Annotated in this window: 23 protein-coding genes and 1 pseudogene; 9 read left to right on the forward strand and 15 right to left on the reverse strand. The window is 58.9% G+C overall.

Features of this window, described 5'->3' with window-relative positions; translation table 11 throughout:
* Positions 1 to 24 precede the first annotated feature (24 nt).
* Positions 25 to 684, forward strand: coding sequence for a ribonuclease HII (locus BSK43_RS05435; RefSeq protein WP_077471454.1), 660 nt, complete (start codon positions 25 to 27; stop codon positions 682 to 684).
* Positions 685 to 705: 21 nt separating this feature from the next.
* On the opposite strand, the gene BSK43_RS05440 is transcribed toward BSK43_RS05435, so the two are convergent.
* From BSK43_RS05440 to BSK43_RS05500, 13 genes are all read right to left on the reverse strand, one after another.
* Positions 706 to 1428: a phosphotransferase gene (locus BSK43_RS05440; protein WP_246662500.1), complete on the reverse strand. Its 723-nt coding sequence runs from the start codon at positions 1426 to 1428 to the stop codon at positions 706 to 708.
* A 171-nt stretch (positions 1429 to 1599) separates the two neighbouring features.
* On the reverse strand, positions 1600 to 2091 hold the full coding sequence (locus tag BSK43_RS05445; RefSeq protein WP_077471432.1) for a F0F1 ATP synthase subunit B: 492 nt from the start codon (positions 2089 to 2091) through the stop codon (positions 1600 to 1602).
* 3 nt (positions 2092 to 2094) lie between these two features.
* Positions 2095 to 2688, reverse strand: coding sequence for a F0F1 ATP synthase subunit B (locus BSK43_RS05450; RefSeq protein ID WP_077471431.1), 594 nt, complete (start codon positions 2686 to 2688; stop codon positions 2095 to 2097).
* Positions 2689 to 2766: 78 nt separating this feature from the next.
* Positions 2767 to 2994: a F0F1 ATP synthase subunit C gene (locus BSK43_RS05455; RefSeq protein ID WP_047627832.1), complete on the reverse strand. Its 228-nt coding sequence runs from the start codon at positions 2992 to 2994 to the stop codon at positions 2767 to 2769.
* A gap of 66 nt (positions 2995 to 3060) precedes the next feature.
* A complete protein-coding gene (locus BSK43_RS05460) occupies positions 3061 to 3813 on the reverse strand; it encodes a F0F1 ATP synthase subunit A (protein ID WP_077471430.1) in 753 nt (250 codons plus the stop codon).
* Positions 3814 to 3891: 78 nt separating this feature from the next.
* Positions 3892 to 4236, reverse strand: a complete 345-nt coding sequence (locus BSK43_RS05465; protein ID WP_077471429.1) for an AtpZ/AtpI family protein — start codon at positions 4234 to 4236, stop codon at positions 3892 to 3894.
* A gap of 310 nt (positions 4237 to 4546) precedes the next feature.
* Positions 4547 to 5725, reverse strand: coding sequence for a cell wall hydrolase (locus tag BSK43_RS05470; RefSeq protein ID WP_077471428.1), 1179 nt, complete (start codon positions 5723 to 5725; stop codon positions 4547 to 4549).
* 189 nt (positions 5726 to 5914) lie between these two features.
* Positions 5915 to 6631 carry a hypothetical protein gene (locus BSK43_RS05475; RefSeq protein WP_077471427.1) on the reverse strand — a complete coding sequence of 239 codons (717 nt, stop codon included), beginning with the start codon at positions 6629 to 6631 and terminating at the stop codon, positions 5915 to 5917.
* A 136-nt stretch (positions 6632 to 6767) separates the two neighbouring features.
* The gene (locus tag BSK43_RS05480; protein WP_068384715.1) at positions 6768 to 8669 is read right to left on the reverse strand and encodes a potassium transporter Kup; all 1902 of its coding nucleotides are present in this window, start codon (positions 8667 to 8669) and stop codon (positions 6768 to 6770) included.
* 17 nt (positions 8670 to 8686) lie between these two features.
* Positions 8687 to 9664 (reverse strand): magnesium transporter CorA family protein, encoded by a 978-nt coding sequence (locus BSK43_RS05485; RefSeq protein WP_077471426.1) that lies wholly within the window; start codon positions 9662 to 9664, stop codon positions 8687 to 8689.
* Between the two features lie 417 nt (positions 9665 to 10081).
* Positions 10082 to 11233: an Mrp/NBP35 family ATP-binding protein gene (locus BSK43_RS05490; RefSeq protein ID WP_077471425.1), complete on the reverse strand. Its 1152-nt coding sequence runs from the start codon at positions 11231 to 11233 to the stop codon at positions 10082 to 10084.
* A gap of 667 nt (positions 11234 to 11900) precedes the next feature.
* Positions 11901 to 12638: a LuxR family transcriptional regulator gene (locus BSK43_RS05495; RefSeq protein WP_077471423.1), complete on the reverse strand. Its 738-nt coding sequence runs from the start codon at positions 12636 to 12638 to the stop codon at positions 11901 to 11903.
* A gap of 325 nt (positions 12639 to 12963) precedes the next feature.
* Entirely contained in the window at positions 12964 to 13767 is an 804-nt protein-coding gene (locus tag BSK43_RS05500; protein WP_077471422.1) for an IclR family transcriptional regulator, read from the reverse strand.
* A gap of 131 nt (positions 13768 to 13898) precedes the next feature.
* Between BSK43_RS05500 and BSK43_RS05505 the strand changes: the two genes are divergently transcribed.
* The 5 genes from BSK43_RS05505 (at position 13899) to BSK43_RS05525 (ending at position 18102) form a co-directional block, all read left to right on the forward strand.
* Positions 13899 to 14669 (forward strand): SDR family oxidoreductase, encoded by a 771-nt coding sequence (locus tag BSK43_RS05505; protein WP_077471421.1) that lies wholly within the window; start codon positions 13899 to 13901, stop codon positions 14667 to 14669.
* 22 nt (positions 14670 to 14691) lie between these two features.
* Positions 14692 to 15624, forward strand: coding sequence for a 2-dehydro-3-deoxygalactonokinase (locus BSK43_RS05510; RefSeq protein ID WP_077471420.1), 933 nt, complete (start codon positions 14692 to 14694; stop codon positions 15622 to 15624).
* Positions 15624 to 16259, forward strand: a complete 636-nt coding sequence (locus BSK43_RS05515; RefSeq protein ID WP_077471419.1) for a 2-dehydro-3-deoxy-6-phosphogalactonate aldolase — start codon at positions 15624 to 15626, stop codon at positions 16257 to 16259. The genes BSK43_RS05510 and BSK43_RS05515 overlap by 1 nt, the downstream gene beginning before the upstream one ends.
* 3 nt (positions 16260 to 16262) lie before the next feature.
* Complete coding sequence (locus BSK43_RS05520) at positions 16263 to 17153, forward strand: SMP-30/gluconolactonase/LRE family protein (RefSeq protein ID WP_077471418.1); 891 nt, start codon at positions 16263 to 16265, stop codon at positions 17151 to 17153.
* A 340-nt stretch (positions 17154 to 17493) separates the two neighbouring features.
* Positions 17494 to 18102, forward strand: coding sequence for a PRC-barrel domain-containing protein (locus tag BSK43_RS05525; RefSeq protein ID WP_077471417.1), 609 nt, complete (start codon positions 17494 to 17496; stop codon positions 18100 to 18102).
* Positions 18103 to 18176: 74 nt separating this feature from the next.
* Here BSK43_RS05525 and BSK43_RS05530 read toward each other — a convergent pair whose 3' ends face one another.
* Together BSK43_RS05530 and BSK43_RS05535 are read right to left on the reverse strand one after the other, a co-directional pair.
* On the reverse strand, positions 18177 to 19532 hold the full coding sequence (locus BSK43_RS05530; RefSeq protein WP_077471416.1) for an EAL domain-containing protein: 1356 nt from the start codon (positions 19530 to 19532) through the stop codon (positions 18177 to 18179).
* A 126-nt stretch (positions 19533 to 19658) separates the two neighbouring features.
* Positions 19659 to 21389 carry a response regulator gene (locus tag BSK43_RS05535; RefSeq protein WP_077471415.1) on the reverse strand — a complete coding sequence of 577 codons (1731 nt, stop codon included), beginning with the start codon at positions 21387 to 21389 and terminating at the stop codon, positions 19659 to 19661.
* Positions 21390 to 21731: 342 nt separating this feature from the next.
* Here BSK43_RS05535 and mutL point away from each other — a divergent pair.
* The 3 genes and pseudogenes from mutL to BSK43_RS05545 form a co-directional block, all read left to right on the forward strand.
* Positions 21732 to 22841: pseudogene (gene mutL / locus BSK43_RS35580) on the forward strand (DNA mismatch repair endonuclease MutL); the annotation flags it as partial.
* A 77-nt stretch (positions 22842 to 22918) separates the two neighbouring features.
* The gene (locus tag BSK43_RS35585; protein WP_246662502.1) at positions 22919 to 23563 is read left to right on the forward strand and encodes a hypothetical protein; all 645 of its coding nucleotides are present in this window, start codon (positions 22919 to 22921) and stop codon (positions 23561 to 23563) included.
* 84 nt (positions 23564 to 23647) lie between these two features.
* Positions 23648 to 23878 (forward strand): DUF2093 domain-containing protein, encoded by a 231-nt coding sequence (locus BSK43_RS05545; protein WP_068384678.1) that lies wholly within the window; start codon positions 23648 to 23650, stop codon positions 23876 to 23878.
* Positions 23879 to 23881: the final 3 nt, after the last annotated feature.

Raw genomic sequence — 23881 nt, forward strand, 5'->3', positions numbered from 1 at the left:
CGGGTGGTGTGCGAGCTTCGCCGCATGCCACGCAGCACATCACCCGATTCTCCCATGCTTTTTGACGAAGCACCGATCGTTCCGAGCTTCGAGCTGGAATTGATCGCCCGCCGCGCCGGGCACTGGCCGGTCGCCGGGGCCGACGAGGCTGGCCGAGGCCCTCTCGCCGGACCTGTCGTTGCTGCAGCCGTCATTCTCGATCCCGAGCGCATCCCACAAGGGCTGAACGATTCCAAGCAGCTCACGGCCGCCAGGCGGGAAGCGCTGTTTGTCGAGATCCTCGCGACAGCAACGGTCTCCATCGCCTCCTCAAGTGCTGCACGCATCGATACCACCGACATCCGCAAGGCCAGCCTTGACGCGATGCGCCGTGCCATTTGCAGCCTGGCGATACCGGCAAGCTATGTATTGACGGATGGCCTCGACGTACCGGCAGGGCTTGCCTGCCCCGGAAAGGCCGTGGTCAAGGGCGACGCACGTTCCTTCTCGATCGCCGCCGCCTCGATCGTCGCCAAGGTGACGCGCGACAGGATGATGGCGCGCGCCGGAGATGTCTTTCCGGCCTATGGCTTTGCGGCCCATGCCGGTTACGGCACGGCGCAGCATCGCGCCGGCATCGAGCAGCATGGCCCCTGCTCCCTGCATCGTATGAGTTTTCGGCCTCTGAAAAAAGAAGCTGTCTAGGACGGCGTCTCGCCACTCCCCTCAGGCAACCAGCCCCGACGTAATCTGGGCCGACCATTTCGCCACATAGGTGATGTCGTCACGATAGACGCGATCATGACCTTCCCGGAGGTTCTGGCGATATCGCTCGACCCCACGGGCAGCTTCCTGCTCCATGAATATCAGCAGCGCTCCAAGCCGCTCGATAATGTCCTGAGGCAGCGAGCGGCGTTCAGCGGATGACATTCCATAGGCATCTGCAAAGATGCGGGCGCGCCGAACCTGATCCTCCAGCCTATCCAAACCGTCCACCCCGATGTCTGAAGACAGCGGCACCCATCGATAGACGGCATAGGCGAGATCCCAGCTCCGGGGACCGGGATGAGCCGTCTCGAAATCGATGATGCCGGTGACTTCGCCGCCGTTCAGAACGACGTTATAGGGTGCGAAATCCCCATGGCAGATGACCTCATCCGGCATTCGGGTCGACAACTGCCATATGCAGTCGGCCCCAAGCTCTCGCAGAGCGAGGGCAGAACAATCGTGATAGCGCCGAAGGAGCGACGCTGCGGATCGCAGCGCCAGATCGGACCGCATTTCGGAATTTTCGACAAGGTCGCCCGTCGCGCCGTGCAGATAGCTCACCCTCTCCCAGGCAGTGTCAAACCCGAGCGGCAAAGGAGCTGCATCGAAACCATGCCGGCGCAGCGAAGCCAGCAAGGCATGAACGCTCGCCGTCCAGGGGCGTGCTGGTCGAAGGACCATATCATCCTGGCGAAACGGCCCTTGATTATCCGGTATCTGCATTTGCCTCCCCACCCCTCTGACGCGATCTAAACGCGCAGGGCAGCTTTGGTCAAACACGCACACGCCAGCGGGTAGAAACAAAAAAGCCCCGCCGAAGCGGGGCTTTTCAAACTTGTCTTTCGATCGCACCTAGTTCAGGCGCGTCTTCACTTCATTGACCGCGTCGTTGAAGAGGCCCGATTGAACGCTGCCTTCGGTTTTCTTCGCGAGCACCGATGCAGCCGCTGCAATCGCCAGGTCGACGGCGGCGGAACGAACCGCCTTCATCGCATCGGCTTCAGCCTGCTTGATCTTCTGCTCGGACAGAGCCGTGCGGTTAGCGACGAATTCCTCAGTCTTCTTGCGAGCTTCGGTCGTGAGCATTTCGGCTTCACGCTCGGCAGCCGCGACGATGTTCGCCGCATCTGCTTCAGCTTCCTTGCGCTTGCGCTGGTATTCGGCCAGCAGATGCTGGGCCTCTTCGCGCAGGCGCTTGGCTTCAGCCAGTTCGTTGCGGATCTGGTCGGCGCGGTCGTCCAGCGACTTCGCCATCATGCCCGGAACCTTCAGATAGACGATCAGACCGAGGAAGATGAGAAGGCCGACAAACGCGAAGAACGTATTGTCAAAAGCGAATGTCATGGATCAACCCTCCCGCTTGGCGGATGCTTCGGCTACAGCCGATGCAACATCTGCCTTGCCGGCAACATTGCCGACCAGCTGTTCGACAACGGCAGACGCAGTCTCTTCAGCGATCGCTCCGACATCACCGAAGGCCTTTGTCTTGATCTCGCCGATGCGAACTTCAGCCGCCTTGAGCTTCTCGGAAAGGCTTGCTTCGATTGCCTTCCGGTCCTCTTCGGCCTTGGCCTTGGCTGCATCGCGGGCGCTGGCGCCAATCGAATTCGCCTTGGCGCGCGCAGCGGCCAATTCGCTTTCATAGGTCGCAACGGCTGCGTCGGCTTCGGCCTTCAGGCGCGAGGCTTCGGCGATATCCTGGGCGATACGGTCATGCCGGCTTTCCAGAATGCTGCCAACCCGCGGGATGACGATCTTCTGCATGGCCAGGTAGAAAATAACGAAGGTGATCACCAGCCAAAGCAGCTGTGACGGGTACGTCGTATGGTCAAACGGCGGGAATATGCCGCCGTGATGGCCTTCATTGGGCGCACCCGTTTCCGTGTGCACCGCACCGGCGGCCGGCGGTGCTTCGTCAGCATAGGCCGGGGTCACAAACATGCTCACCTCCAGGTGGTCTGCAAATACAAAGAATCACGGCTCGCTAAGCGCGAACCGTGATCTATGACGCCGCTGATATCAGACGGCGAAGAGCAGGAGGAGAGCAACGAGCAGCGAGAAGATGCCCAGAGCTTCCGTAACGGCGAAGCCGAATACCAGACGGCCGAACTGGCTGTCAGCAGCCGATGGGTTGCGCAGCGCGCCAGACAGATAGTTGCCGAAGATATTGCCGAGGCCGAGAGCCGTGCCGGCCATACCAAAGCAAGCCAAACCTGCGCCGATGAACTTTGCTGCTTCCGCGTCCATGTTGAACTCCTTTGAAATGGTTGTGCGGTGAATGACTGACGCCGTTAGACGCCAATGTCTTTATCCTTAGTGGCCACCCGGATGGATTGCGTCGTTGAGGTACATGCAAGTCAGCACCGCAAAGACGTAAGCCTGGAGGAAGGCGACAAGGAACTCAAGACCGGTGATGGCGACGGTCATGATGAGGGGAAGAATAGCGCCACCGATGCCGATCGCACCGAGGGTTCCAAGCGAGGCAACAAAGCCCGCGAACACCTTGAGTGTGATATGGCCAGCGAGCATGTTGGCGAAAAGACGAACGGAAAGCGAAATCGGTCGCGACAGGAAGGAGATGATCTCGATGATGATCACCAGCGGCAGCAGGATACCTGGAACCCCTTGCGGCACGAAAAGCTTCAGGAAGCCAAAACCATGCTTGGCGAAACCATAGATAATGACCGTCAGGATAACCAGAAGCGCCAGCGCGAATGTCACGATGATCTGGCTGGTAACGGTATAGAAGTAAGGAACAAGGCCGAGCAGGTTTGCCGTGAGCACGAACATGAAGAGCGAGAAGACCAGCGGGAAGAATTTCATCCCCTTGGTGCCGGCTCCTTCCTTCAGCATCGAAGCAATGAATTCATAAGCCATTTCCGCCACCGACTGCGAACGGGTCGGGATGACGCCGCGCGCACCACTGGCGAAGTAAAGGAAACCGGCGGACAGCGCCGCGGAAGCAACCATGAACAGCGAAGCGTTGGTGAACGAAAAATCAATTCCGCCGATGTCGATCGGTATAATCTTGAAGATCAGGAACTGATGGGTAGGATCGTTTGCCACCGCTTGTTCTCTTTCATTTTTCCGCCCTACCGAGCGAATGCCTGTCACCTGGAAACAACGTCAAAGCGCTGCCTCCGCTCATTTCTTATCTGCTCTACGCTCGTCGAGCGCCGGTGTCGCCACCTTGCCCGCCGAACGCAGTACATTCAGCACGCCAGCACAGAATCCGAGAAGCAGCAATATAATCATGCCCCACGGCGTCGTACCGGCAAAACGGTCGAAGACGTAGCCCAGAACAGCCCCTACGATGATGGCAGCGATGAATTCACTGGAAAGCTTCATCGCCTGAGCATAGCCTTTGCGGCTTACCTCGGCGCGAACCTCCCCCGATTCACCCTCTTTCACCGCAGCACGCTTGCTTGCCAGTTCGGCCCCAAGCTGTGCTCGCCGCTTTTCCAGACCTTCGTCGCGGTCATCCGCCATGATGACGTCCTCCCCTTTTCGTTGCGCGCAATCCCATTTCCCCGGTCAACGCGTAAACGAACAGCAGGTTTCGCCACCTTTCGGCCCGTTTTGAAGTCGCGCGCAACATAGTTTTAGGAAAAAGCATAGTCAAGGCGTAGACGTCATCTGTCCAGCCATAAATTAGCCCAATTAAATCATGAGTTTAAGCTAAAGAAGCGCTATCTGGCGAAAACTGAGCCGAAGAATCCTCTTCAGCCCACGCTTTGATGTCGCTTTTTTGTCGGCCAGGGGAGCTTATCCCCAGCGCGAGGTCGCCGACCCGGTCCGCTCAGCTCCACCCACCGCCATAGGTCCGGTAGAAGATGTGCATCCCGATGCGGCCGACCTTCACCATTTCGGCCGCCCATTTCGGCCGGACGTAAACCGCATGATAATGTGTGGCTGAGCCGACTTCCGGAAGCCAGATCTTGCCGGCGGTAACTGCCATGGCAACCTGACGTGCAATACGCCAATGCTCCGGCGAGTTGACCCGATCCTTGACGTTGTCGCAGGCAAAGGAAAACTGGCAGGCATTGTGCCAGTCGTCATTCTGATAGACGACGCCGCAGATGGTCTTCGGATAGGCCGGATTGCGAACGCGATTAAGAATGACCTGGGCGACGGCCGCCTGCCCTTTCACCGATTCACCCCGCGCCTCGAAATAGATGCCAGTCGCGAGGCACTGCTGCTCGTCCGAAGAAAAGACTGAAGGCGGCAGGACATTGGCGGCCCAGGGATGATCCTTCGGCCCGATCTGCGGCACGAAGCGGCCCTCGCCATCCTGATCCGTGGCCAGAATGGAATCGAAAGGCGACGTCCGCGCATAATCCGGCGCCGGCGACGCGTAGGCAGCGGCCAGAACATCGGCATTCTGATTGGTGACGAGGCCTGCGAGATAGGCGGGCACGCTATCATCCTGCTTCGGTGGCTGCTTCTTGTAGAAAGCCGTGGCAATCTGGATTTCCTTGCCCCCGAGTTTCGGCTTCAGGAAAGCGGTTCTCTCGCCAGTGTCCGATTTCGGCTGAAACAGCAGGCTTTGGCGCTCCAGCACGGAGCCCGCGGAAAAATCCTTTGGCGGCGACATAGGCGAGACGGAAACGACCCGACCCTTCTTGCCCTGACGGTTGACCCGCTCTTCGTCCGGCCGTGGATCACTGCCCTTCTGTTCGGAAACGAAGGCGACGCGGCGTCCATCCGGCATCACCAAACCGCCGTCACCGACCGCCGCGGCGGCTTTCGCATCACCAAAGGCCAGTTCCGCCTGGTGGGTAGAGCCTGCCGGCGAATTGGTCATCACCATGCGCCAGTTGGCTCCCGTCCTGTCGATGCCCGCCAGCAGGCCGGCGAGATCACCATAGGCCGCGGCTGACGGGAAGATCAGCCAGGCGCAAATCCCGAATACGACCGGAGACGTCCAGTTTTTCGGCAGAAACCGCAATTTTTGGCTGACATGACGCGGACGAGACAACACCGAACTCCGAACGGCACTCGAAACTAGGAGCCGGAATAATCCCTCATTAACCTTGATGGATGGTTAATGAGGGCGTGCAGGCGTTCATGAATGGCCCTGAGAGCTGCAACCGCGGGAACCGCCGAACAATCTCAAGACCTATTGAGCTTTTCAGAAGCCTTTCGGGATGCGGATCCACTCGGGCCATTATGCAAAAATGGCGAGTAATCTATCCCTTGGTGGAGGTTCAATATGCTCGGCCTCCATATAACGCCGTGCCAACACCACTGATATATAAGTGCAACCAATGACTACCAAGAGATCGAATACGATGCTCGTTATAACAACCATGGTGTGCGAGCTGGACCGCGCAATAAGATGTTGCCGATTTATTGTGAACATAGCCCACACGGATGCAAACAACCAAACAAAAGGAACAGCCATTCCCAACACTATCCGCAGTACAGCCGAGAAAGGTTGAGACCAACCTCTCCGGAAAGCATGCCTCAAGCTCATATTGGTGCCATAGAGACCAGCTGGAAGCCATGTACCAACCAGCAAAAGAACAATCGTCAGACTTGACACAAACGTTAGACCCGCCAAGATCTGAAAAAAGACCTTGCTAGCGCCATATTCCGCATGAAAATAAACTATAGGTGGCGCCGATATTAGCAATACCACCAAAATAACGCCAATACTTCTAATGAGATGTCGACCGAGCGGTAACATTCTTGTCTTGGCCGCCGCGATGAAATTCTCGCTCCGGAAAACGGAATTCTGCACATTACCGGCCAGGATGGAGAGCAACAGTAGGGTGGCGCTGCCGGCGTATTCGCTGAAAATCAACAGCCCCACCAGACAGACCATAAGCACGATATAAAATACTAAATTTTTCCAGATGATAAACAACGCTTGCTTGAGCATCCGCGACCGCCCTCGAAAGCAAAGCACCAATTCACCTTTAAATTGAATAGGCCAACGCGCCACTTGCGCAATAGAAAAGTCAAAAAGCCCGGCGGATATCCACCGGGCCTTCAAAAAAACAGCAACTTTACTAGCCTTAGATGATGACGTGCGAACCCAGTTCCACCACGCGGTTCGCGGGGAGACGGAAATAGTCCGAAGGGTCGGTCGCGGCGTTGGCGAGCGCTATATAGAGTCGATCCTGCCAGTGCGGCATGCCCGACTTGGCATCCGGCACCAGCTTGCGGCGGCCCAGATAGAAAGAGGTCGACATGATATCGAACTTCAGACCGGTCTTGCGCAGGGTGGCTAGTGCCTGCGAGACGTTCTGCGATTCCATGAAGCCGAAGCGCAGTTCGACGCGCGAGAAGCGGTCGGACACCTTCTCGACCGAGTAGCGGTCTTCCTGGGCAACGCGCGGCTTGTTGGTGGTTCTGATCGTCAGGATGACGTTCTTGTCGTGCAGGACGTGGTTGTGCTTCAGATTGTGCAGCAGTGCTGCCGGAGCGGATTCCGGATCGCTGGTCAGGAAGATCGCCGTGCCGGGTACATGCGCTGGCGAGTGATCGCTCTTGCGCTCGATCGAGCTGACGAAGGACGACAGCGGAATATCGGTATGCCGCGTCTTCTCCATCAGGATCGCAGTGCCGCGGCGCCAGGTCCACATGATGACGGTGAAGGCGGTTGCGATCAGCACCGGAACATAGCCGCCGTCATGGATCTTCAGCAGGTTGGCGCCGAGGAAAACGAATTCAAGCAAGAGCAGCGGCGTCAGTACGGCGGCTGCCATCGGCAGCGACCAGTTCCAGCGAACCCTAACGAACTCGAAGGCCATGATCGAGGTGACGACCATCGCGCCGGTGACCGATATGCCGTAGGCGGTGGCCAGAGAGTCCGAGGTCTTGAAGCTCAGCACCAGGAAGATGACGCCGAAGAACAGGACGGTGTTGACCGACGGCAGGAAGATCTGGCCGGTATTGGTCTCGGACGTAAAGAGGATCTCCATGCGCGGCAGGAAGCCGAGATGGATGGCCTGCCGCGTGAGCGAGAAGGCACCGGTGATGACGGCCTGGCTGGCGATGATCGTCGCCATGGTGGCGAGAATGACCACCGGCAGGATCGCCCAGTGCGGATACATCAGGAAGAACGGGTCGGACATGGCCTCGGGCTGGCGCAGCACGAGAGCGCCCTGGCCGAAATAGTTCAGTGCCAGCGACGGGAAAACCAGGACGAACCAGGCCCACTGGATCGGGCGTCGGCCGAAATGGCCGAGGTCGGCATAAAGTGCTTCGGCACCCGTCACGGTCAGGAAGACCGCGCCGAGCACGACGACCCCGAGGAAGCCTTCGTGCAACAGGAAGCTGACCGCGTACCAGGGATTGAGCGCCGCCAGAATGCTGTAATCGTCGGAAATGTGCATGATGCCGGCAAGGCCCATGACGATGAACCAGATGGCCGTGATCGGGCCGAAGAAGCGGGCGACGGCGCCGGTGCCATGCGACTGGATCGCAAAAAGCAGCGCCAGGATCGCAACCGATATGGGCACGATATAATCCGCGAATTTCGGCGTGACGAGCTTCAGACCTTCGACCGCCGAGAGAACCGAAAGCGCCGGTGTGATCATCGCGTCGCCGAGGAAAAGTGCGGCGCCGAGCAGCCCCAGCAGCATCAGAATGGCGGTGTGGCCATTCGCCGTCTTCATCAAGAGGGCTAGCAGGGAAAGCGTCCCGCCTTCGCCGTCATTGTCTGCGCGGAGCAGAAAAAGGACATATTTGATCGTGACGATAATCGTCAGCGTCCAGAACATCAGCGAGATGACGCTGATGACTTCGCCGCGCGTCAGACCGTCGGCGGCCACCGGCTTCAGTGCCTCGCGAAAGGCATAGAGGGGGCTCGTACCGATATCGCCATAGACAACGCCGACGGATCCGAGGGCGAGGTAAGCGAGTTTACGAGGGCTCATTTTCCCGTCGGGAGAATGATGGGTTTCGTTAGACATTCAGGATCACTAGACTCTCAGAGCCAGCCTTTCCAGCGAAAAAAGAAAAACGGGACGATGGCCGACACGACCATCAACATCAGCGAAGCCGGGTAGCCGTAAGCGAAATGCAGCTCGGGCATCAGCTCGAAATTCATGCCATAGACGGACGCCACAAGCGTCGGTGGCAGAAACACCACCGAAGCGATCGAAAAGATCTTGATGATGGCGTTCTGCTCGATATTGATCAGCCCGAGCGATGCATCCAGCAGGAAGGTTATATTGCCTGCGACGAAGGAAGCATGCTCCGACAGAGATTGAACATCCCGCGCGACATTACGACACAGTTCCTTGGCCTCAGGGTCCTGCTGCATGGCGGGGATGGTATGCAGGAAGGTCAGCAATCGAGAGAGCGAACTCAGACTGTCACGTACTTTGCTGATCGTACGATGGTAGCCTGCGATGTTCTTGAGCTTTTCTTCCAGATAGTTTGCCGGACGGCGGATCTTCTTCACGCGATCGCCGAATACGTGCACCGACAATATATCGATACCCGCTACGGCTTGTTCAAGGACCTCGGCGGTGCGGTCGACGATTGTTTCGAGGAGCTTTGCGAGAAGCGCGATGCCTGTGCGGCGCTCATGCGGAATTCGCTGCAGAGCCGCGATAAACAGCGCGAATGATTTCGGCTGCGCATAACGAATGGTCACCAGCCGATGCCCCGTCAAAATGAAGGCGACGTCGGTCAGCATCGGCAGATCAGTATCGGCTTTCCACAGCAACGAAGCCGTCAGGAAGACAGAGCCATTCTCGATATAGAGCCGGCTCGAGGGTTCTATATCCTTCATGTCCTCGCGGGTGGGAACCTCGAGCCCAAGCAGGCGCTCGATGTTGGCTTCTTCCTCGCGCGTCGGATCGACCATGTCGATCCAGACGGCATTGTCAGGCAATCGGGCAGCGGTCGAGAGGTCCGGCAGCTCAAGCGGTTTCGAATCTGAGCAATAGGCAGTTATCAACTGCTCGCTCCCACAGCAGTGGAAACAAAATTACGCGCGAGACGCCGTGCGTGCGCTTGCCGCGATTCCACCAATGGCCAATGAAAAGAGCTCATAAAACCCCGGTTGCATCCCGCCGGTCCGGCCGGGAATCCGTGTCCATGTTCCATTGCGCTGCTGTACCAATCCTTCGTCCGTCCTGGCGAAGCTGCCTGTTCGGACGAAACAGAACCACCGTTCGGCGGCGGAGGGCGGTCATCGGAAACGCCCGACCAGTTCCACGCCGGCGGCGCATATGCAGCAAAGCTCGCAAAGAATCAAGTCACAACCCCTTCATTGCGCGCTTTCACCGCAGATTCCATGATCTTGCGAAGTCATAGCACAGGATGCAGGCAAGACAATCCGTCGCTATACAGAAAGCAGACACGCCTCTGTGAATTATTCGAACACGATCGACGGGGCAGAACGTTGCGGCGTGGTGGCGACTTGCTTCCAGACCTTGGCGGCAATCTCGCGATAGATGCCGGCAACGACGCCATCCGGTTCGGCAGCGACGAGCGGAGTGCCTGCGTCAGAGGTCTCGCGAATGCCCATGGTCAGCGGCACTTCGCCGAGGAACGGCACGCCGATGCGTTCGGCTTCCTTGCGCGCGCCGCCATGGCCGAAGATATCATAGCGTGCGCCGGTATCCGGAGCGATGAAATAGCTCATGTTTTCGACGATGCCGAGAACGGGAACTTCGACTTTACGGAACATGTTGAGGCCCTTGCGGGCATCAATAAGCGCGAGATCCTGCGGCGTAGAAACGATCACCGCGCCTGCAAGCGGCACCTGCTGCGCCATGGTCAGTTGCACATCGCCCGTGCCCGGCGGCATGTCAACGACGAGCACATCGAGCTCGCCCCAGGCGACTTCGCGCAGCATTTGCAGCAGCGCAGACTGAACCATCGGCCCGCGCCAAATCATCGCAGTCTCTTCCTCAACGAGGAAGCCCATCGACATGACCTTGAGGCCATAATTCTCCATGGGAACGATGATGCGGCCATCGATCTGTGACGGCTTGCCAGAGATATTCAGGAGGCGTGGCATGGATGGTCCATATATATCGGCGTCCAGAATGCCGACGCGCAGGCCATTGGCAAGCAAGCCAAGCGCCAGATTGACCGCTGTCGTCGATTTGCCGACGCCGCCCTTGCCCGAAGCAACTGCGATGATGGCGCCCACACCGGGAACACCGATCTTGCCGGCGCGGGGCTGCTGTTGCGGGGAATGCGGATGGGCATGAGCATGAGGAGCAGCTGGCGGTGGCGACGGTCGAGCCGCCGGAGCGCTGCCGGCCTTCTTGTCGGCGGTCAATGCGACCATGGCACCCTTGACGCCAGGCATCTGCTTGATGACGCGCTCGGCTGCAAGGCGCATCGGCTCCAAATCCTTGGCGCGATCGGCGGGAACGGTGATGGAGAAATAAACCTTGCCATCGGAAATGAAGACATCCGACACCATGCCAAGCTCAACGATACTGTGCTCGAGGTCGGGGCCGCGAACCGTCTTCAACGTTTCCAGCACCTGTTCCTTGGTGATGTCTGCCATTCCATCCTCGCTAAGCGTCTTGGATCGAGAGCGTCACGTTTGCCGCAGCGTCTCGAAAACCTTACTGGCTTAGATAGTAGAGCGGCAGGACTTCGCCAAACGAAATCGGGGCGTCGCCGACAAAAAGCGTTTTAGTTGCGGCCGGCAGGTCCGCCGGGTCTATGACCCTACCAGCCGCAACCCTCTCCCAAGCGAGGAAGACGTTTTCGCGGGCCGACATAGGGCAGACCTCGGAAGGGAATAAGGCAGGAATGGGAAAAACTGCGATGCAAACGCCATCGATTTTCATGGGCGTGCCAAATAAGCAACAACCGCCGCTGATACCGCTTGCCGGGAGAAGCTCGGCAAAGGTATCAGCGACGGTCGCTTGATCCGCGCACATTAGTCGGCGCTGTTATCAAAGTCCCCTCTGGACCTCTGCCATTGGATATGCAGAAAGCGTGCCAGTTTTCACAAAACTGTAAAAATCGATGCATTTCAAATGTTTGATGGCATATCAGCGAAGTCGAGCGCATCCGTCGCTATGCCGTGCTTCAGCATAGTTTATTTGCAGCGCACAAAATTCGCGCACAAGACTGCTCGAATCTCGATCATCACGCAATTTATCCCACGGAATATTTTGGCGTCAGGGCGGCAAATGTAAGCGAAACTGCCGACACCAGAATTGCTACTTGATCAATCCCACCCGCAATGCCTTGGCAACGGCCTGCGTGCGATTGACCGTATCGAGCTTCTTCGTGGCCCGGTTCAGGTAATGATTGACGGTATGCTCCGAGAGCGACAGGATTTCGGCGATTTCCGCGCTGGTCTTTCCTGCCGCCGTCCAGTTCAAGCAATCGATCTCGCGATCCGTCAGCGCATCGATGACGCGTACATCCAGGCTGCGAATTTCCGCAAGCCGGTCGAAAACATGGATGGAAATATAGCAGAGATCCTTGATCTCCTCCGGCGAGAAGAGTTCGCGATCGCCGGCCAGGGATACCGCACCGCGAATGCCGGATACGTCATGGGTCGGCAAGTAGATGAAGCGAGTCATGCGGAACCGCTCGAACAGGGCAATGGCGAGCTGGGATTTGCTTTCTTCACGATTCGGGGTCGATGCCACTTCGTAGACAAAGGGCAGCGTCGAGCTGCGCAGGCGCCGCAGCACCGGGCTGCTTGGCAGCAATCCTTCCTGATCGTAAATCGACAGAAGTTCGGCCGGCCAATTGTTGATCACCGAATTGCTTTGCAACTCAAAGGATGTAATCGGCGGCAGATTGACGACCATGAAAGCCCGGCAACGATAGGCTTCCGTCAATCCCTTCATGAATCGAAACACGTCAAACTGCGTCTTCAGCCTGCTAATTTCTTCGATGTAGTCCTCACCCCGAGGAGACGCTCCCGCCTGCACCAATGCCGCCATTATTAGTCTTCTTTATGTAAAATAGGGAAAGATTACGCAACTTCCGTCTCTTACCCACTTAAGCCCCACGTACCAGCTCCGGATAACCGACGCTTGTTCCAATATAAATTTTAACGGATTCCAGCCGCTTCAATGCCCGTTACTATGATGTCTCTGCGTCATTTCACCAATTCCTTCGTGAGCCTAGCAGTCATTCGAGGATAATGGCAGTTCTTACGCACATCTCAACAATCAAATTTAAGATAAATACGCGATTTTTGCTAAGGTCCGGTGCAAACAGCGATAAATTGAGGGATTTCAGGCGAGCCTCTGCTGAAATAGAGGGCTAGCGCTTCGGGCCCATCCGATTACGCATGTCCGTCATGATCGAATCGGCGGCGGATACTACCAGAGGTGCCCATTCCTCGAGCCTCTGCAATGCGACGCGATAGGCCGGCCCCGTTACCGAGATACCAGCCAGCATATGATCGCCGTCCGAGCGGATCGGCGCAGCAACGCAACATATGCCGCTCTCGTGTTCTTCCCTATCGAATGCGTAGCCACGCGTTCTGATATCGGCGATATCGGCAAGCAGGTCGGCGGCGTTGCGCAACGTATGTTCGGTGTAGGGGCGAAATTCCAGATCGGCGATCCGCACCGCAAGCTCTGCATCATCGAGTGCGGAAAGAGCCGCCTTGCCGACGCCGGTGCAATAGGCCGGAGAGGCATTGCCGATCTGGGAATACATGCGCACGGACTGCCGTCCCTCAACCTTGTCGAGATAGATCACCTCCGAGCCGCGCAAGACACCCAGATGCACGGTTTCGCGGGTCAACTCCTGCAATCGGCGCAAATGCGGCTCGGCAATGGCGCGAAATTCGTTGCGCTCCCAACTACGCGAAGCAAGCTTCAGCAGCCTGATGCCGATGATATAGCGCCCGTCGCGATCGACCTCCAACAGCCCTTCCTCGACGAGATGTGACAATTGGCGATGTAGCGTGCCGCGAGGTTGGTCGGATAAAGAAAGAATATCCGTAAACCGCATAGGCTCATCGGCAAGCGCAACGAGGTCGAGCAACGCCACGAGCTTTCCAAGCGTGCCGGTTTCGCGCTCACGACGGCTGCTTTCTTTTTCACTATCGAAATTCAGATCCGCACCCCTTCATTTATCACTCGCACTGCCACGCTGTCCTTGACACGATGGAAGGGTAATCGGATAATTCCACATAGTCAAATTTTGTTCCGAATAATGGAACATTCTGCAAACCGGGAGGAGAGACCTTGGCCGAGACACAGGCGCAATTTCCCGATCTTAAGGATCGAACAGTCCTGATCACCGGCGGCGGTTCGGGCATTGGCGCGGCCCTTGTCGAAGGTTTCGCCAGACAGGGCGCCAAAGTCGCCTTCATCGATATTGCCGAAGAGCCGAGCAAGGCGCTTGTCGACAAGCTCTCGGCACAATCCGCACATCCCGTTGCCTTCTATCACGCCGATCTGCGCGATGTCGGCGAGATCAAGAATACGGTCGCGGCGGTCGAATCCGATCTCGGTGCGATCCGCGTCCTCGTCAACAATGCCGCCTGGGACGACCGGCACGATATCGACACGACGACCGAAGAATACTGGGACAATAACCAGGCGATCAATTTGAAGCAGGTCTTCTTCGTATCGCAGGCCGCAGCCCCCGGCATGCGGGCCGCAGGCGGCGGGTCGATCGTCAACTTCTCCTCGATCGCCTTCAAGATGAACCCGCCGGCATTGTCCTCCTATTCAGCGGCGAAGTCCGGCATTATCGGGCTGACCAAGAGCTTTGCCGGCCGCCTCGGTCCAGAAAACATCCGCGTCAACGCGGTACTCCCGGGAATGATCGTGACCGAGAGACAGCTGGAGCTCTGGCTGACGGAAGATGGCATGGCCAAAACCGTCGCGCGGCAATGCCTTAAGCGCGTGCTCAAGGCGGAAGACCTCGTCGGACCGGTACTTTTCCTTGCGTCTGACTGTTCAGGTGCGATTACGGCCCAAACCGTCACTGTCGATGGCGGCATTTTCTAGTGAAAGACTTGGAGCATTTCTCATGACGAAACCCGCATATGTCGCGGTGGACTGGGGCACCAGCAGTTTCCGGCTGTGGCTGATCGGCGAGGATGGCAACATCCTCGCAGAGCGGCGAAGCGGCGAAGGCATGACGGTGGCGGCGCAGACCGGCTTCGCCAAGGTCCTGCAGGCGCATCTGGACGCCATTTCCGCACCGTCGGATATTCCTGTCATCGTCTGCGGCATGGCCGGAGCGCGTCAGGGCTGGGTCGAGGCCGGCTACATCGACACGCCGGCGTCGCTGGCAGCCATTCTCACCGGCGCAGTCGCCGTTCCCGGACAGTCGCGCGACGTTCGCATCCTGCCGGGCCTGGCGCAGCGCAGCACGCAGGCACCCGATGTCATGCGCGGCGAAGAAACGCAATTGCTCGGTGCGATCGCGGCTGATGCAAAAGGCGAGCAAATCGTTTGCATGCCCGGGACGCATTCGAAATGGGTGCGCGTCCTCGATGGCGAGGTGACGGGCTTCTCGACCTTCATGACCGGCGAACTCTTCGACGTCATTACCAGGCACAGTATCCTGTCGCATGCCGTCGCCGGCAGCGCCGACATGCCTGCCGACACCAAGGCTTTCGAAACGGCCCTCAAGGCGGCCTTCGAAAAGCCAGCGCTTGCGACCAACCTGCTGTTTACCGCCCGCTCCGGCCAGCTTCTCCACGGACTGACATCAGCCGGCGCCCAGGCATTGATATCGGGCACGCTGATCGGCACTGAGATCGCCGGCGCCCTGTCATCCGCCGGGCGAGGAGCGGCTATCACGCTCGTTGCCTCCGGGCGGCTGCAGGCGCTCTACGAGGATGCATTCCGCAGCCTTTCCCTCCCCTATCAGACCATCGATGCCGACGCCGCCGTCCGTCGCGGGCTTTCCGCCGCGGCGAACGCGATCTGGTTCACGAACGAAAGCAAAAGCTGATGACGACCCGTATTCCTTTCCCGCCCATGAAGCGCCCGCTCATCGCCATTCTTCGCGGCATCAAGCCGGAAGAAACGGCCGATATCGTCGGCGCGCTGATCGAAACCGGTTTCACCGCCATCGAGATCCCGCTGAACTCGCCTGAAGCCTTCCGCTCGATCAAGATCGCCGCCAAGATGGCGCCTGCCGATTGCCTGATCGGCGCCGGCACGGTGCTGACGGTCGAGGATGTCGACAGGCTCGATGGAGCCGGCGGCAAACTGCTTGTCACCCCGAATGTCGAGCCCGCTGTCATCAGCCGCGCCCGCGACAAGGGCATGGTGACGATGCCGGGCGTCTTCACCGCCACGGAGGCACTCTCGGCAGCACGCGCCGGCGCCACCGGCCTGAAATTTTTTCCGGCGGGCGTTCTTGGCGCTTCCGGCATCACCGCCATTCGCGCCGTCCTGCCGCCAGAGCTTGTGATCGCTGCCGTTGGCGGCGTTTCGGACAAGAATTTCGCCGATTACACCAAGGCGGGCATCCTCGCTTTCGGTCTCGGCACCAGCCTCTACAAGCCGGGAATGACGGCGGCAGAGGTTGCCGAACGCGCCAAGACGACCATTTATGCCTATGACGCAGCCATAGGAGCCTGATCTATGACCGATATTCATGATTTTCAGGGCAATATTCTCTGCAACACCTCATCTGTTCTTGGAGAAGGCCCAACTTACGATCCCGATACGGACACGGTCTGGTGGTTCAACATCCTGGGCAAGGAACTGCATGAGCTGCACTTGCCGACGGGCAAGAAGCAGGTGCACAACCTGCCGATGATGGCGAGCGTGCTTGCTCGCGTCGATGAGAAGCGTCAGATTATCGCAACCGAAGAAGGCCTGTTCCTTCGCGATATCGCCAGCGGCGAGCTGAGCTTCTACGCAGCGATCGAAGCCGACAAGCCGGAAAACCGCTCCAATGACGGGCGCACGCACATTTCTGGTTCCCTCTGGATCGGCACCATGGGCAAGCGTGCCGAGATGCAGGCGGGCGCCATCTATCATGTCGCCGCCGGCGGCAAGGTCACGAAGATCTTCGACCAGATCAGCATACCGAATTCGATCTGCTTTTCGCCGGATGGGACGATCGGCTATTACACCGATACGCGCATCAGCCAGCTCATGCGTGTGCTGGTCGATCCGGAGACCGGGCTTCCCGCGGGCGAGCCGATCGTCATGGTCGACAGCGTGGAAGATCCGGGCGGCCTCGACGGCTCGGTCTGCGATGCCGATGGCTACATCTGGAACGCGCGCTGGGGTTCGGGCTTCGTCGATAAGTACAGCCCGGATGGCCTGCGTATCGAACGTTATCGTGTGCCGGCAATGCAGCCCTCCTGCCCCGCCTTCATCGGTAAGAACGCCGATCGGCTGGCGGTGACGACCGCCTGGGAGGGGCTCGACGACGAGGCGCGCTCCATGCAGCCGCAGGCTGGTGCGCTGCTGGAACTTGGCCTGACGGTCAGGGGCGTTTTCGACCCGCCCTACAAACTCTAATTGAAATTGCCTTCGCGCCTATCGGGCGCGAAGGTTCCCTTTGCGATGCGCTGTGACGTAATACCGATCAGCCCGCCTGTCGCCATGGACGAGCTGCCGCGCGCGCTCCATTCAATCTTCCAGGTTGTCTCTTTCAAATTATCCTATTGTTATTCAACAATATTTTTCGCGTACGGAACCATAGACATCCGCGGCATGCAACTTTTATCGGAACCAAAGCTCCCCTGAACCATTTGCCTTTACGACCGGTACGAAGATGGTCAGCAGACAAAGGCTCCACTCGCGCTGGTATGCATGCGCTTCACAAAGCGCTTCCAGCAGAATGAAAGGTAGGTTCACGATGACTGGGAAATTCTTCACTTCCGTCGCTGCAGGTGCAATCTTTGCAACCGCATCCGTTCTCTCGCCAATGGCTTTCGCTCAGTCACAGCAGCCGTCGACAGGTGGCGGTGACGCTCCGTTGACGCAGACTGCTCCGGCCGCAACAAAGCCGGACGCTGCAGCTCCGCAGACCAAGGCGCAGGCTCCCGCTGCCATGACCGGCACGGAGCAGGCCGGCAATCTGACTGCCCAGTCGGCAGATCAGATCAGCGCCAAGACCTATATGGGCCAGTCGGTCTATAACGGTCAGAACGAAAGCATCGGCAGCATCAACGACTTGATCCTGCAGAAGCAGGGCGGTGTTGTCGCCGCAGTGGTCGGCGTCGGCGGCTTCCTTGGCATGGGCCAAAAGAATGTCGCCGTCCCGTTCGACAAGATCAGCGCCACCCAGAATCCCCAGGATGGCACGATCAAGCTGACGACGACGGAAACGGCCGAGTCGCTGAAGGCCGCGCCTGAGTTCAAGACGCTTGCAATGCAGGCTTCCGACAAGGCCGCAGGTTCGGCTGGAACGTCGACCATGCCGGCGACCGACAATACGACCACATCGTCGACCACCAACAAGTAACAGGGTGGGTCTGACACGAAATACGAGCGGCGGCCCTTACCGGCCGCCGCTTTCTTTTTGCCCTGTCTACGGCGTCAAGCGATCTCGTGCTCGCCGGCCGCTTCGAAATATTGGTCCTGCAGATAGCGCAGCGTTGCGATGCTATCGATGGGCTTGCCAAAGTAATAGCCCTGCCCCATGGCGCAGCCGAGCGCCCGCAATTTTTCGGCCTCGGCATATTCCTCGATGCCTTCGGCGACCACACGCAGCTCCAGCCCCTCACACATGGCAAGGACAGCCTTGATGATGTGTTCGGAGACGCTGTCCGTATTCATGCGCGACACAAAGGCGCGATCGATCTTCACCTTGTCGAAGATAAATTCACGCAGGCGACCAAGGCTCGATTGACCGGTCCCGAAATCGTCGAGGGAAATGCGTACGCCTGCCGCACGGAGGTCGGCGATGATGCGCTGGGCGGTGTCGGCCGAGCTCATGACCGCCGTCTCGGTGATTTCGAGCTCGAGGCGATGCGGGTCGAGGCCGACACGCGCAAGAATGGCAAGAACGCTGCTGCTGGTGCCGGGGTCCATCAATTGCGCCGAGGACAGATTGAAGGACAGGAAAAGGTCGCGCGGCCACGAGAGCGCGGCCTCGGCTGCCTTTCGCAGAAGAGCTTCGGACAAGGCGTCGATGAAGCCGCGCTCCTCGGCAAGCGGCACGAAGACAGCGGGTGAAACGAAGCCGAGATCCGGATCGTTCCAGCGAGCCAGTGCCTCGAAGCCGAGAACCATGTTGTTGGCGAGCGAAACGATCGGCTGGAAGTGAACGTCGATGGCGTCGGAGATGATGGCATTGCGCAGCGCCTGCTCAAGCTGCGTCGCGCGCTTCATTTCCTGCGCGATCTCCCTGGAATAGACGGTGATCTGACCGCGGCCACGGCGCTTGGAGCGGTAGAGCGCGGTTTCGGCATTCTTCAGAAGGTCGTCGAATTCCTCGCCCGCGAAGGGATATATGGCGAAGCCGAAGGAGGCGGAAAGTCTGACATTGCGCTCGCCGAGATCGTAGGGCGCCGACAGCACCTCGCGGATCATCTGGCCAAACTTCTCGGCGCCGACGCGCTCGAAAACAAGAGGCAGAACAAAGGCAAATTCATCGCCGTCATGGCGGGTTACCGTCGCGCCATCCGGGATGCATGCCCTGAGCCGATGCGCGACCTGACAGAGGATCTCGTCGCCGGCTTCGACGCCGAACAGATCATTGATCGGCTTGAAAGAGTCCAGATTGACGATGCCGATGGTGAAGGGTGCGGGATCGCTGGCGCGCTCAAGCGAAATCTGGCGCGTGCGCTCGCGCATGCGATGACGATTCCCCAATCCCGTCAGCGGATCGGTATAGGCAATTGCCTGCGGCTCCTGACTGACTGGCCCAAGCAGCATTTCAGCCGATTTCATATTCGGTCCCGATGTTTTCTCCACCCTGGAAAAAGCATGAAGGCGAAGTCTTAAGAAAGGATGGCGAGACGACAGTCATTCAACGCCCGCGATAACTTGCCGTCTCGCGCGATGTCATTGTAAAATTTACCTATTTTGCGCTTTGCGGCCGCTGTGCATATACTTCTGGAACACGGTCTCGATGATATCCGGGCTGACCGGCTTCAAGATGACATCGTCCATGCCGGCGTCTGCGCATTCCTTGTGGTCACGCTCGAAAGCCTGTGTCAGCACCCCGATGATCGGCGTATGCGACCCACTGCCTTTTTCCGCGCCGCGGATCAATCGCGCCGCTTCAAAGCCGTTCAGGCCCGGCAACGAAATGTCCATCAGGATCAATTCGGGATGGAGCTCCTGCCACAATCCGACGGCTTCATCACCGCTGGCGGCAATCACGTGACTGTATCCCAGGCCTTCCAGAATCTGCGCGAAGACGATCTGATTGATCTCGTTGTCCTCGGCGACCAAAATCTGCACGCCGCGATCGTCACCGACGCCGCGACGCCATTCCTGGACCAGCGGCTCGGTGGTGCCTGTCAGCTCGCCGCGAATATTGCGGTTGAAATGACGGGCGATCACAAATGTCAGCTCGGTGGCAAGCTGGGAGCCATCCAGCGACAGGGCGGGCACATTCTGCCGCTCGGCCAACTCGATGCAACGTCTGCCCAATTGATTGTCGACGATCACCAGATCGATCTTCACGCCATGCGCGCTCGCCACATCCAGAAAAGCGGCTTCCTCGTTTTCGTTATGGACCACGCAGGCCTCGAAGCCATACTTGCCGAGCGTCTTCAGCGCCGCAGTCTCTGCGGCAAAATCCGATGTGACGACCAGAATCTTGCGGCCGCTGAAATTTTCCGGAGCGAAGGTCTCCATCGCGGCCGGGCGGCGCGAAATGGTCTGCAGGGCGACCATCGGCACATAGGCGCGGCGATAGGACCGATCGCTGTTTTCCTTGATCTGGGATGCGAGGGCGAATTCGTCGAAATCGGCCCCTTCCTTGGGCAGATCCTGCATGGTGCCCACCAGAAAATAGCGGCCGGGCTTGCCGATACGCTGCTTGCGCGTGACGATATCGCGTTCGACGCCGTTGCGGGCGATCTGGCGCTGACGCGAGATCGACAACTCTCCGGTCTCGATCACGTGCCGGTCGCTCTCCTCGAAGCGATTGGCAATATCGGTCGAAAAGAGATCAATGCCCTTGCGGCCCCGCAGCTCGTCTGCGGTCGTCTGGTATTTATCGCAGAATGCTCTGTTGACCGCGACGTAGACCATATTCTGGTCCTTGACGAAAAGCGGAAATGGCAGGTTGTCGAGGATATCCTCGGTGAGCTGCACGCGCTCCATGTCGATACGCCACTGCTCTTCGCGCTTCTTCACCTCCGAAATATCGGAAATGACGCAGAAGCCGATACCTGAGGGCAGCCGCCGCTTGATGATGCGAACCCAGCGATCATCGGCGAGATGTTCCGTCATCTCGAAACGCTCGCGCCAGTGCGAGGCAATGCGCTGCGAAATCCAGTCGTCGCGATTGGCGGAGGACTTGCCCTGATTTCCGCGATGCCGCATGCCGGTGTCGAAGACGGCACCCAGAAAATCGCGCAGCCGCGTCAAGGGTTGCAGGAAATCCGGCTTGATTGGAAAGAAATTGAGAAGCTGACGGCTGGCAAACAGCACCAGGTCGTTCTTGTCGTAGGCGAAGAAAGCGCTGGAAAGTCCGTCGCAGAGAGCGTCGAAGAACATGGACTGCAGATTGCCGCCGGAAGACGTATCTTCCGTCATCATTGCCAAACCTGCCTTGTCAGTTCCGGCAGTCATTCGTCCGATTCCTACACTCAAACAGTTTCACAGCATGAAAAATCGACAGGGCGGCGCTCGCTCTGCAAGGCAAATTGATGAAAGATCATGCTGGCCTGGGCGCTTGAAACAGATGGAACCTGGCTCATGGAAGTTGACGGCCACCAACCTGCCATCAAGAGCCCTCAGCGTGCACGAGGCGCGCCACCTGCAGTCATTTCAAGTCCTGTCCCGCAACCTGTCATCATTCCCTTAAACATTGATTAAATTTCTTAACAAAGCCCTCGATGGAAACAGGTGGATGGAGATGGGCGGACAGCCTTTCCTCTTCCCACGCCGCCACGAATCCACGAGAATGACGCCATGGCTATCAAGCAACTCTCCGAAACACTGATCAACCAGATTGCCGCCGGCGAAGTCATCGAGCGTCCGGCGAGCGCCGCCAAGGAATTGATCGAGAATGCGCTCGATGCCGGCGCAACGCGCATCGAAATCGCCACGGCCGGCGGCGGCAAGGCGCTGCTGCGGGTGACCGACAACGGGTCCGGCATGGATGAGGCGGATCTCGAACTCGCAGTCAGGCGCCACTGCACCTCGAAGATTTCCGACGGGCTGGACAACATCCGCACTCTCGGCTTCCGCGGCGAGGCCCTGCCCTCCATCGGCTCCGTGGCAAGGCTGTCGATCGCCAGCCGCAGGACGGGCGCGGCTGGCGGTGCGGAGATCGCGGTTGCTGGTGGCAAGGTGCTGCATTTGCGCCCGGCCGCCGCCAATCCCGGCACGATCGTCGAGGTGCGCGACCTGTTCTTCGCCACGCCCGCGCGCTTGAAATTCATGAAGACGGAGAAGGCTGAGGCAGCGGCGATCACCGAAGTCGTCAAGCGAATGGCGATCGCCTTTCCACATGTGCGCTTCGTGCTATCGGGAAGTGACCGCTCGACGCTCGAATTCCCCGCGACCGGCGATGATAATCTCGCCCGCATGGCGCAGATTCTCGGCAGCGACTTCAAGGATAATGCCATCGCTCTCGACGCGATACGCGAGGAGGTAAGCCTTACCGGCTTCGCAGGGGTGCCGACCTTCAATCGCGGCAACTCGGCGCATCAATATGCCTTCGTCAACGGCAGACCGGTGCAGGACAAGCAGATCCTGTCGGCGATCCGCGGCGCCTACGCCGAAACCATTCCTTCCGGCCGCTATCCCGTCGCCGTGCTGTCCCTCACGCTTGATCCGGCGCTCGTTGACGTCAACGTACATCCAGCAAAATCCGACGTCCGCTTTCGTGATCCCGGCCTGGTGCGTGGTCTGATCGTCGGCTCTGTCCGCGAGGCACTGGCGCGGGAGGCGATCGTGCTGCGACAACCGGCGCCGATGGCATGCTGCGTGCGTTCACCGCCGGCCGCTCCGGCTTCCAGTCCGGCTGGCGCCCCTCGCCTGCACCCACGCCATGGACACGCGAAGCATCGCCATCTCGGCCGTTTGAAACGACCGGCGCATCCGCGGGATATGGCTTCAACGAAAGACCGCAAGCAAGTTTCGACGGACTTGCAATGCCCGCCGCTCGCGCCGAAGTCACGCAGCCGCCGGAACCGGTTCGCACCGAGGAGCCGTCCCGTTTCCCGCTGGGTGCGGCTCGCGCCCAGTTGCACGAGAACTACATCGTCGCCCAGACCGACAGTGGCCTCGTTATCGTTGATCAGCATGCTGCCCATGAGCGGTTGGTGTTCGAAGCGATGCGCAAGGCCCTGCACTCGAAACGGTTGTCCTCGCAGGTCCTGCTCATCCCCGAAATCGTCGATCTGCCGGAAGAGGATTGCGACCGTCTGATGGTCTTTGCGGAAGAGCTTGGCGAACTCGGCCTTGCCGTAGAGCGCTTCGGCCCTGGCGCCATCGCCGTGCGGGAGACGCCTGCCATGCTCGGCGAGGTCGATGCGCAAGGGCTGATCCGGCAATTAGCCGATGAGATTGCCGAGTGGGATACCGCCTCAGGACTTGCCGCCAAACTCGAATATGTCGCCGCGACCATGGCCTGTCATGGTTCGGTACGCTCGGGGCGGCGGTTGCGGCCGGAAGAGATGAATGCGCTGCTGCGCCAGATGGAGGCGACGCCCGGCTCGGGCCAATGCAATCACGGCCGCCCAACCTATATAGAGCTGAAGCTCTCCGACATCGAACGGCTGTTCGGGCGCAGCTGAAGACAGCCGGCTTCGGAAAGGACTGGAAAAATCCCGTCCGTCGCGGTATGGCAAACGGATGACAGAGATCAAGGACGGCATCAGATGAATCTTTTCGAGGGACATGGAAACCGCGAGGCGAAAGTTCGCTATCTCGACGGCGATTTCCAGATCCTGATGCCGGGTTCCCATGTCATCTGCGCCATGACCGGCCAGCGTATCGCGCTCGATGAACTGCGCTATTGGAGCGTCGCGCGGCAAGAGCCCTATGCCGACGTCATGTCGTCGCTCGAGGCTGAAAAGCGGGCCGGCGCGCTTCCCAACCAGAAGCGCTGAATT

Source organism: Rhizobium sp. P44RR-XXIV (genome assembly GCF_001999485.2).
Lineage (GTDB): Bacteria > Pseudomonadota > Alphaproteobacteria > Rhizobiales > Rhizobiaceae > Rhizobium.

What these genes read in the sequence shown, in the direction of transcription:
- BSK43_RS05465 (WP_077471429.1), bottom strand. Translation starts at nt 4,236, where the DNA reads ATGGCGGATGACCGCGACGAAGGTCTGGAAAAGCGGCGAGCACAGCTT.
- BSK43_RS05480 (WP_068384715.1), bottom strand. Translation starts at nt 8,669, where the DNA reads ATGTCTAACGAAACCCATCATTCTCCCGACGGGAAAATGAGCCCTCGT.
- BSK43_RS05445 (WP_077471432.1), bottom strand. Translation starts at nt 2,091, where the DNA reads ATGACATTCGCTTTTGACAATACGTTCTTCGCGTTTGTCGGCCTTCTC.
- BSK43_RS05435 (WP_077471454.1), top strand. Translation starts at nt 25, where the DNA reads ATGCCACGCAGCACATCACCCGATTCTCCCATGCTTTTTGACGAAGCA.
- BSK43_RS35585 (WP_246662502.1), top strand. Translation starts at nt 22,919, where the DNA reads ATGCCCGCCGCTCGCGCCGAAGTCACGCAGCCGCCGGAACCGGTTCGC.
- BSK43_RS05495 (WP_077471423.1), bottom strand. Translation starts at nt 12,638, where the DNA reads ATGGCGGCATTGGTGCAGGCGGGAGCGTCTCCTCGGGGTGAGGACTAC.
- BSK43_RS05455 (WP_047627832.1), bottom strand. Translation starts at nt 2,994, where the DNA reads ATGGACGCGGAAGCAGCAAAGTTCATCGGCGCAGGTTTGGCTTGCTTT.
- BSK43_RS05490 (WP_077471425.1), bottom strand. Translation starts at nt 11,233, where the DNA reads ATGGCAGACATCACCAAGGAACAGGTGCTGGAAACGTTGAAGACGGTT.
- BSK43_RS05510 (WP_077471420.1), top strand. Translation starts at nt 14,692, where the DNA reads ATGACGAAACCCGCATATGTCGCGGTGGACTGGGGCACCAGCAGTTTC.
- BSK43_RS05450 (WP_077471431.1), bottom strand. Translation starts at nt 2,688, where the DNA reads ATGTTTGTGACCCCGGCCTATGCTGACGAAGCACCGCCGGCCGCCGGT.
- BSK43_RS05535 (WP_077471415.1), bottom strand. Translation starts at nt 21,389, where the DNA reads ATGACTGCCGGAACTGACAAGGCAGGTTTGGCAATGATGACGGAAGAT.
- BSK43_RS05475 (WP_077471427.1), bottom strand. Translation starts at nt 6,631, where the DNA reads ATGCTCAAGCAAGCGTTGTTTATCATCTGGAAAAATTTAGTATTTTAT.
- BSK43_RS05525 (WP_077471417.1), top strand. Translation starts at nt 17,494, where the DNA reads ATGACTGGGAAATTCTTCACTTCCGTCGCTGCAGGTGCAATCTTTGCA.
- BSK43_RS05515 (WP_077471419.1), top strand. Translation starts at nt 15,624, where the DNA reads ATGACGACCCGTATTCCTTTCCCGCCCATGAAGCGCCCGCTCATCGCC.
- BSK43_RS05545 (WP_068384678.1), top strand. Translation starts at nt 23,648, where the DNA reads ATGAATCTTTTCGAGGGACATGGAAACCGCGAGGCGAAAGTTCGCTAT.
- BSK43_RS05520 (WP_077471418.1), top strand. Translation starts at nt 16,263, where the DNA reads ATGACCGATATTCATGATTTTCAGGGCAATATTCTCTGCAACACCTCA.
- BSK43_RS05440 (WP_246662500.1), bottom strand. Translation starts at nt 1,428, where the DNA reads ATGGTCCTTCGACCAGCACGCCCCTGGACGGCGAGCGTTCATGCCTTG.
- BSK43_RS05530 (WP_077471416.1), bottom strand. Translation starts at nt 19,532, where the DNA reads ATGAAATCGGCTGAAATGCTGCTTGGGCCAGTCAGTCAGGAGCCGCAG.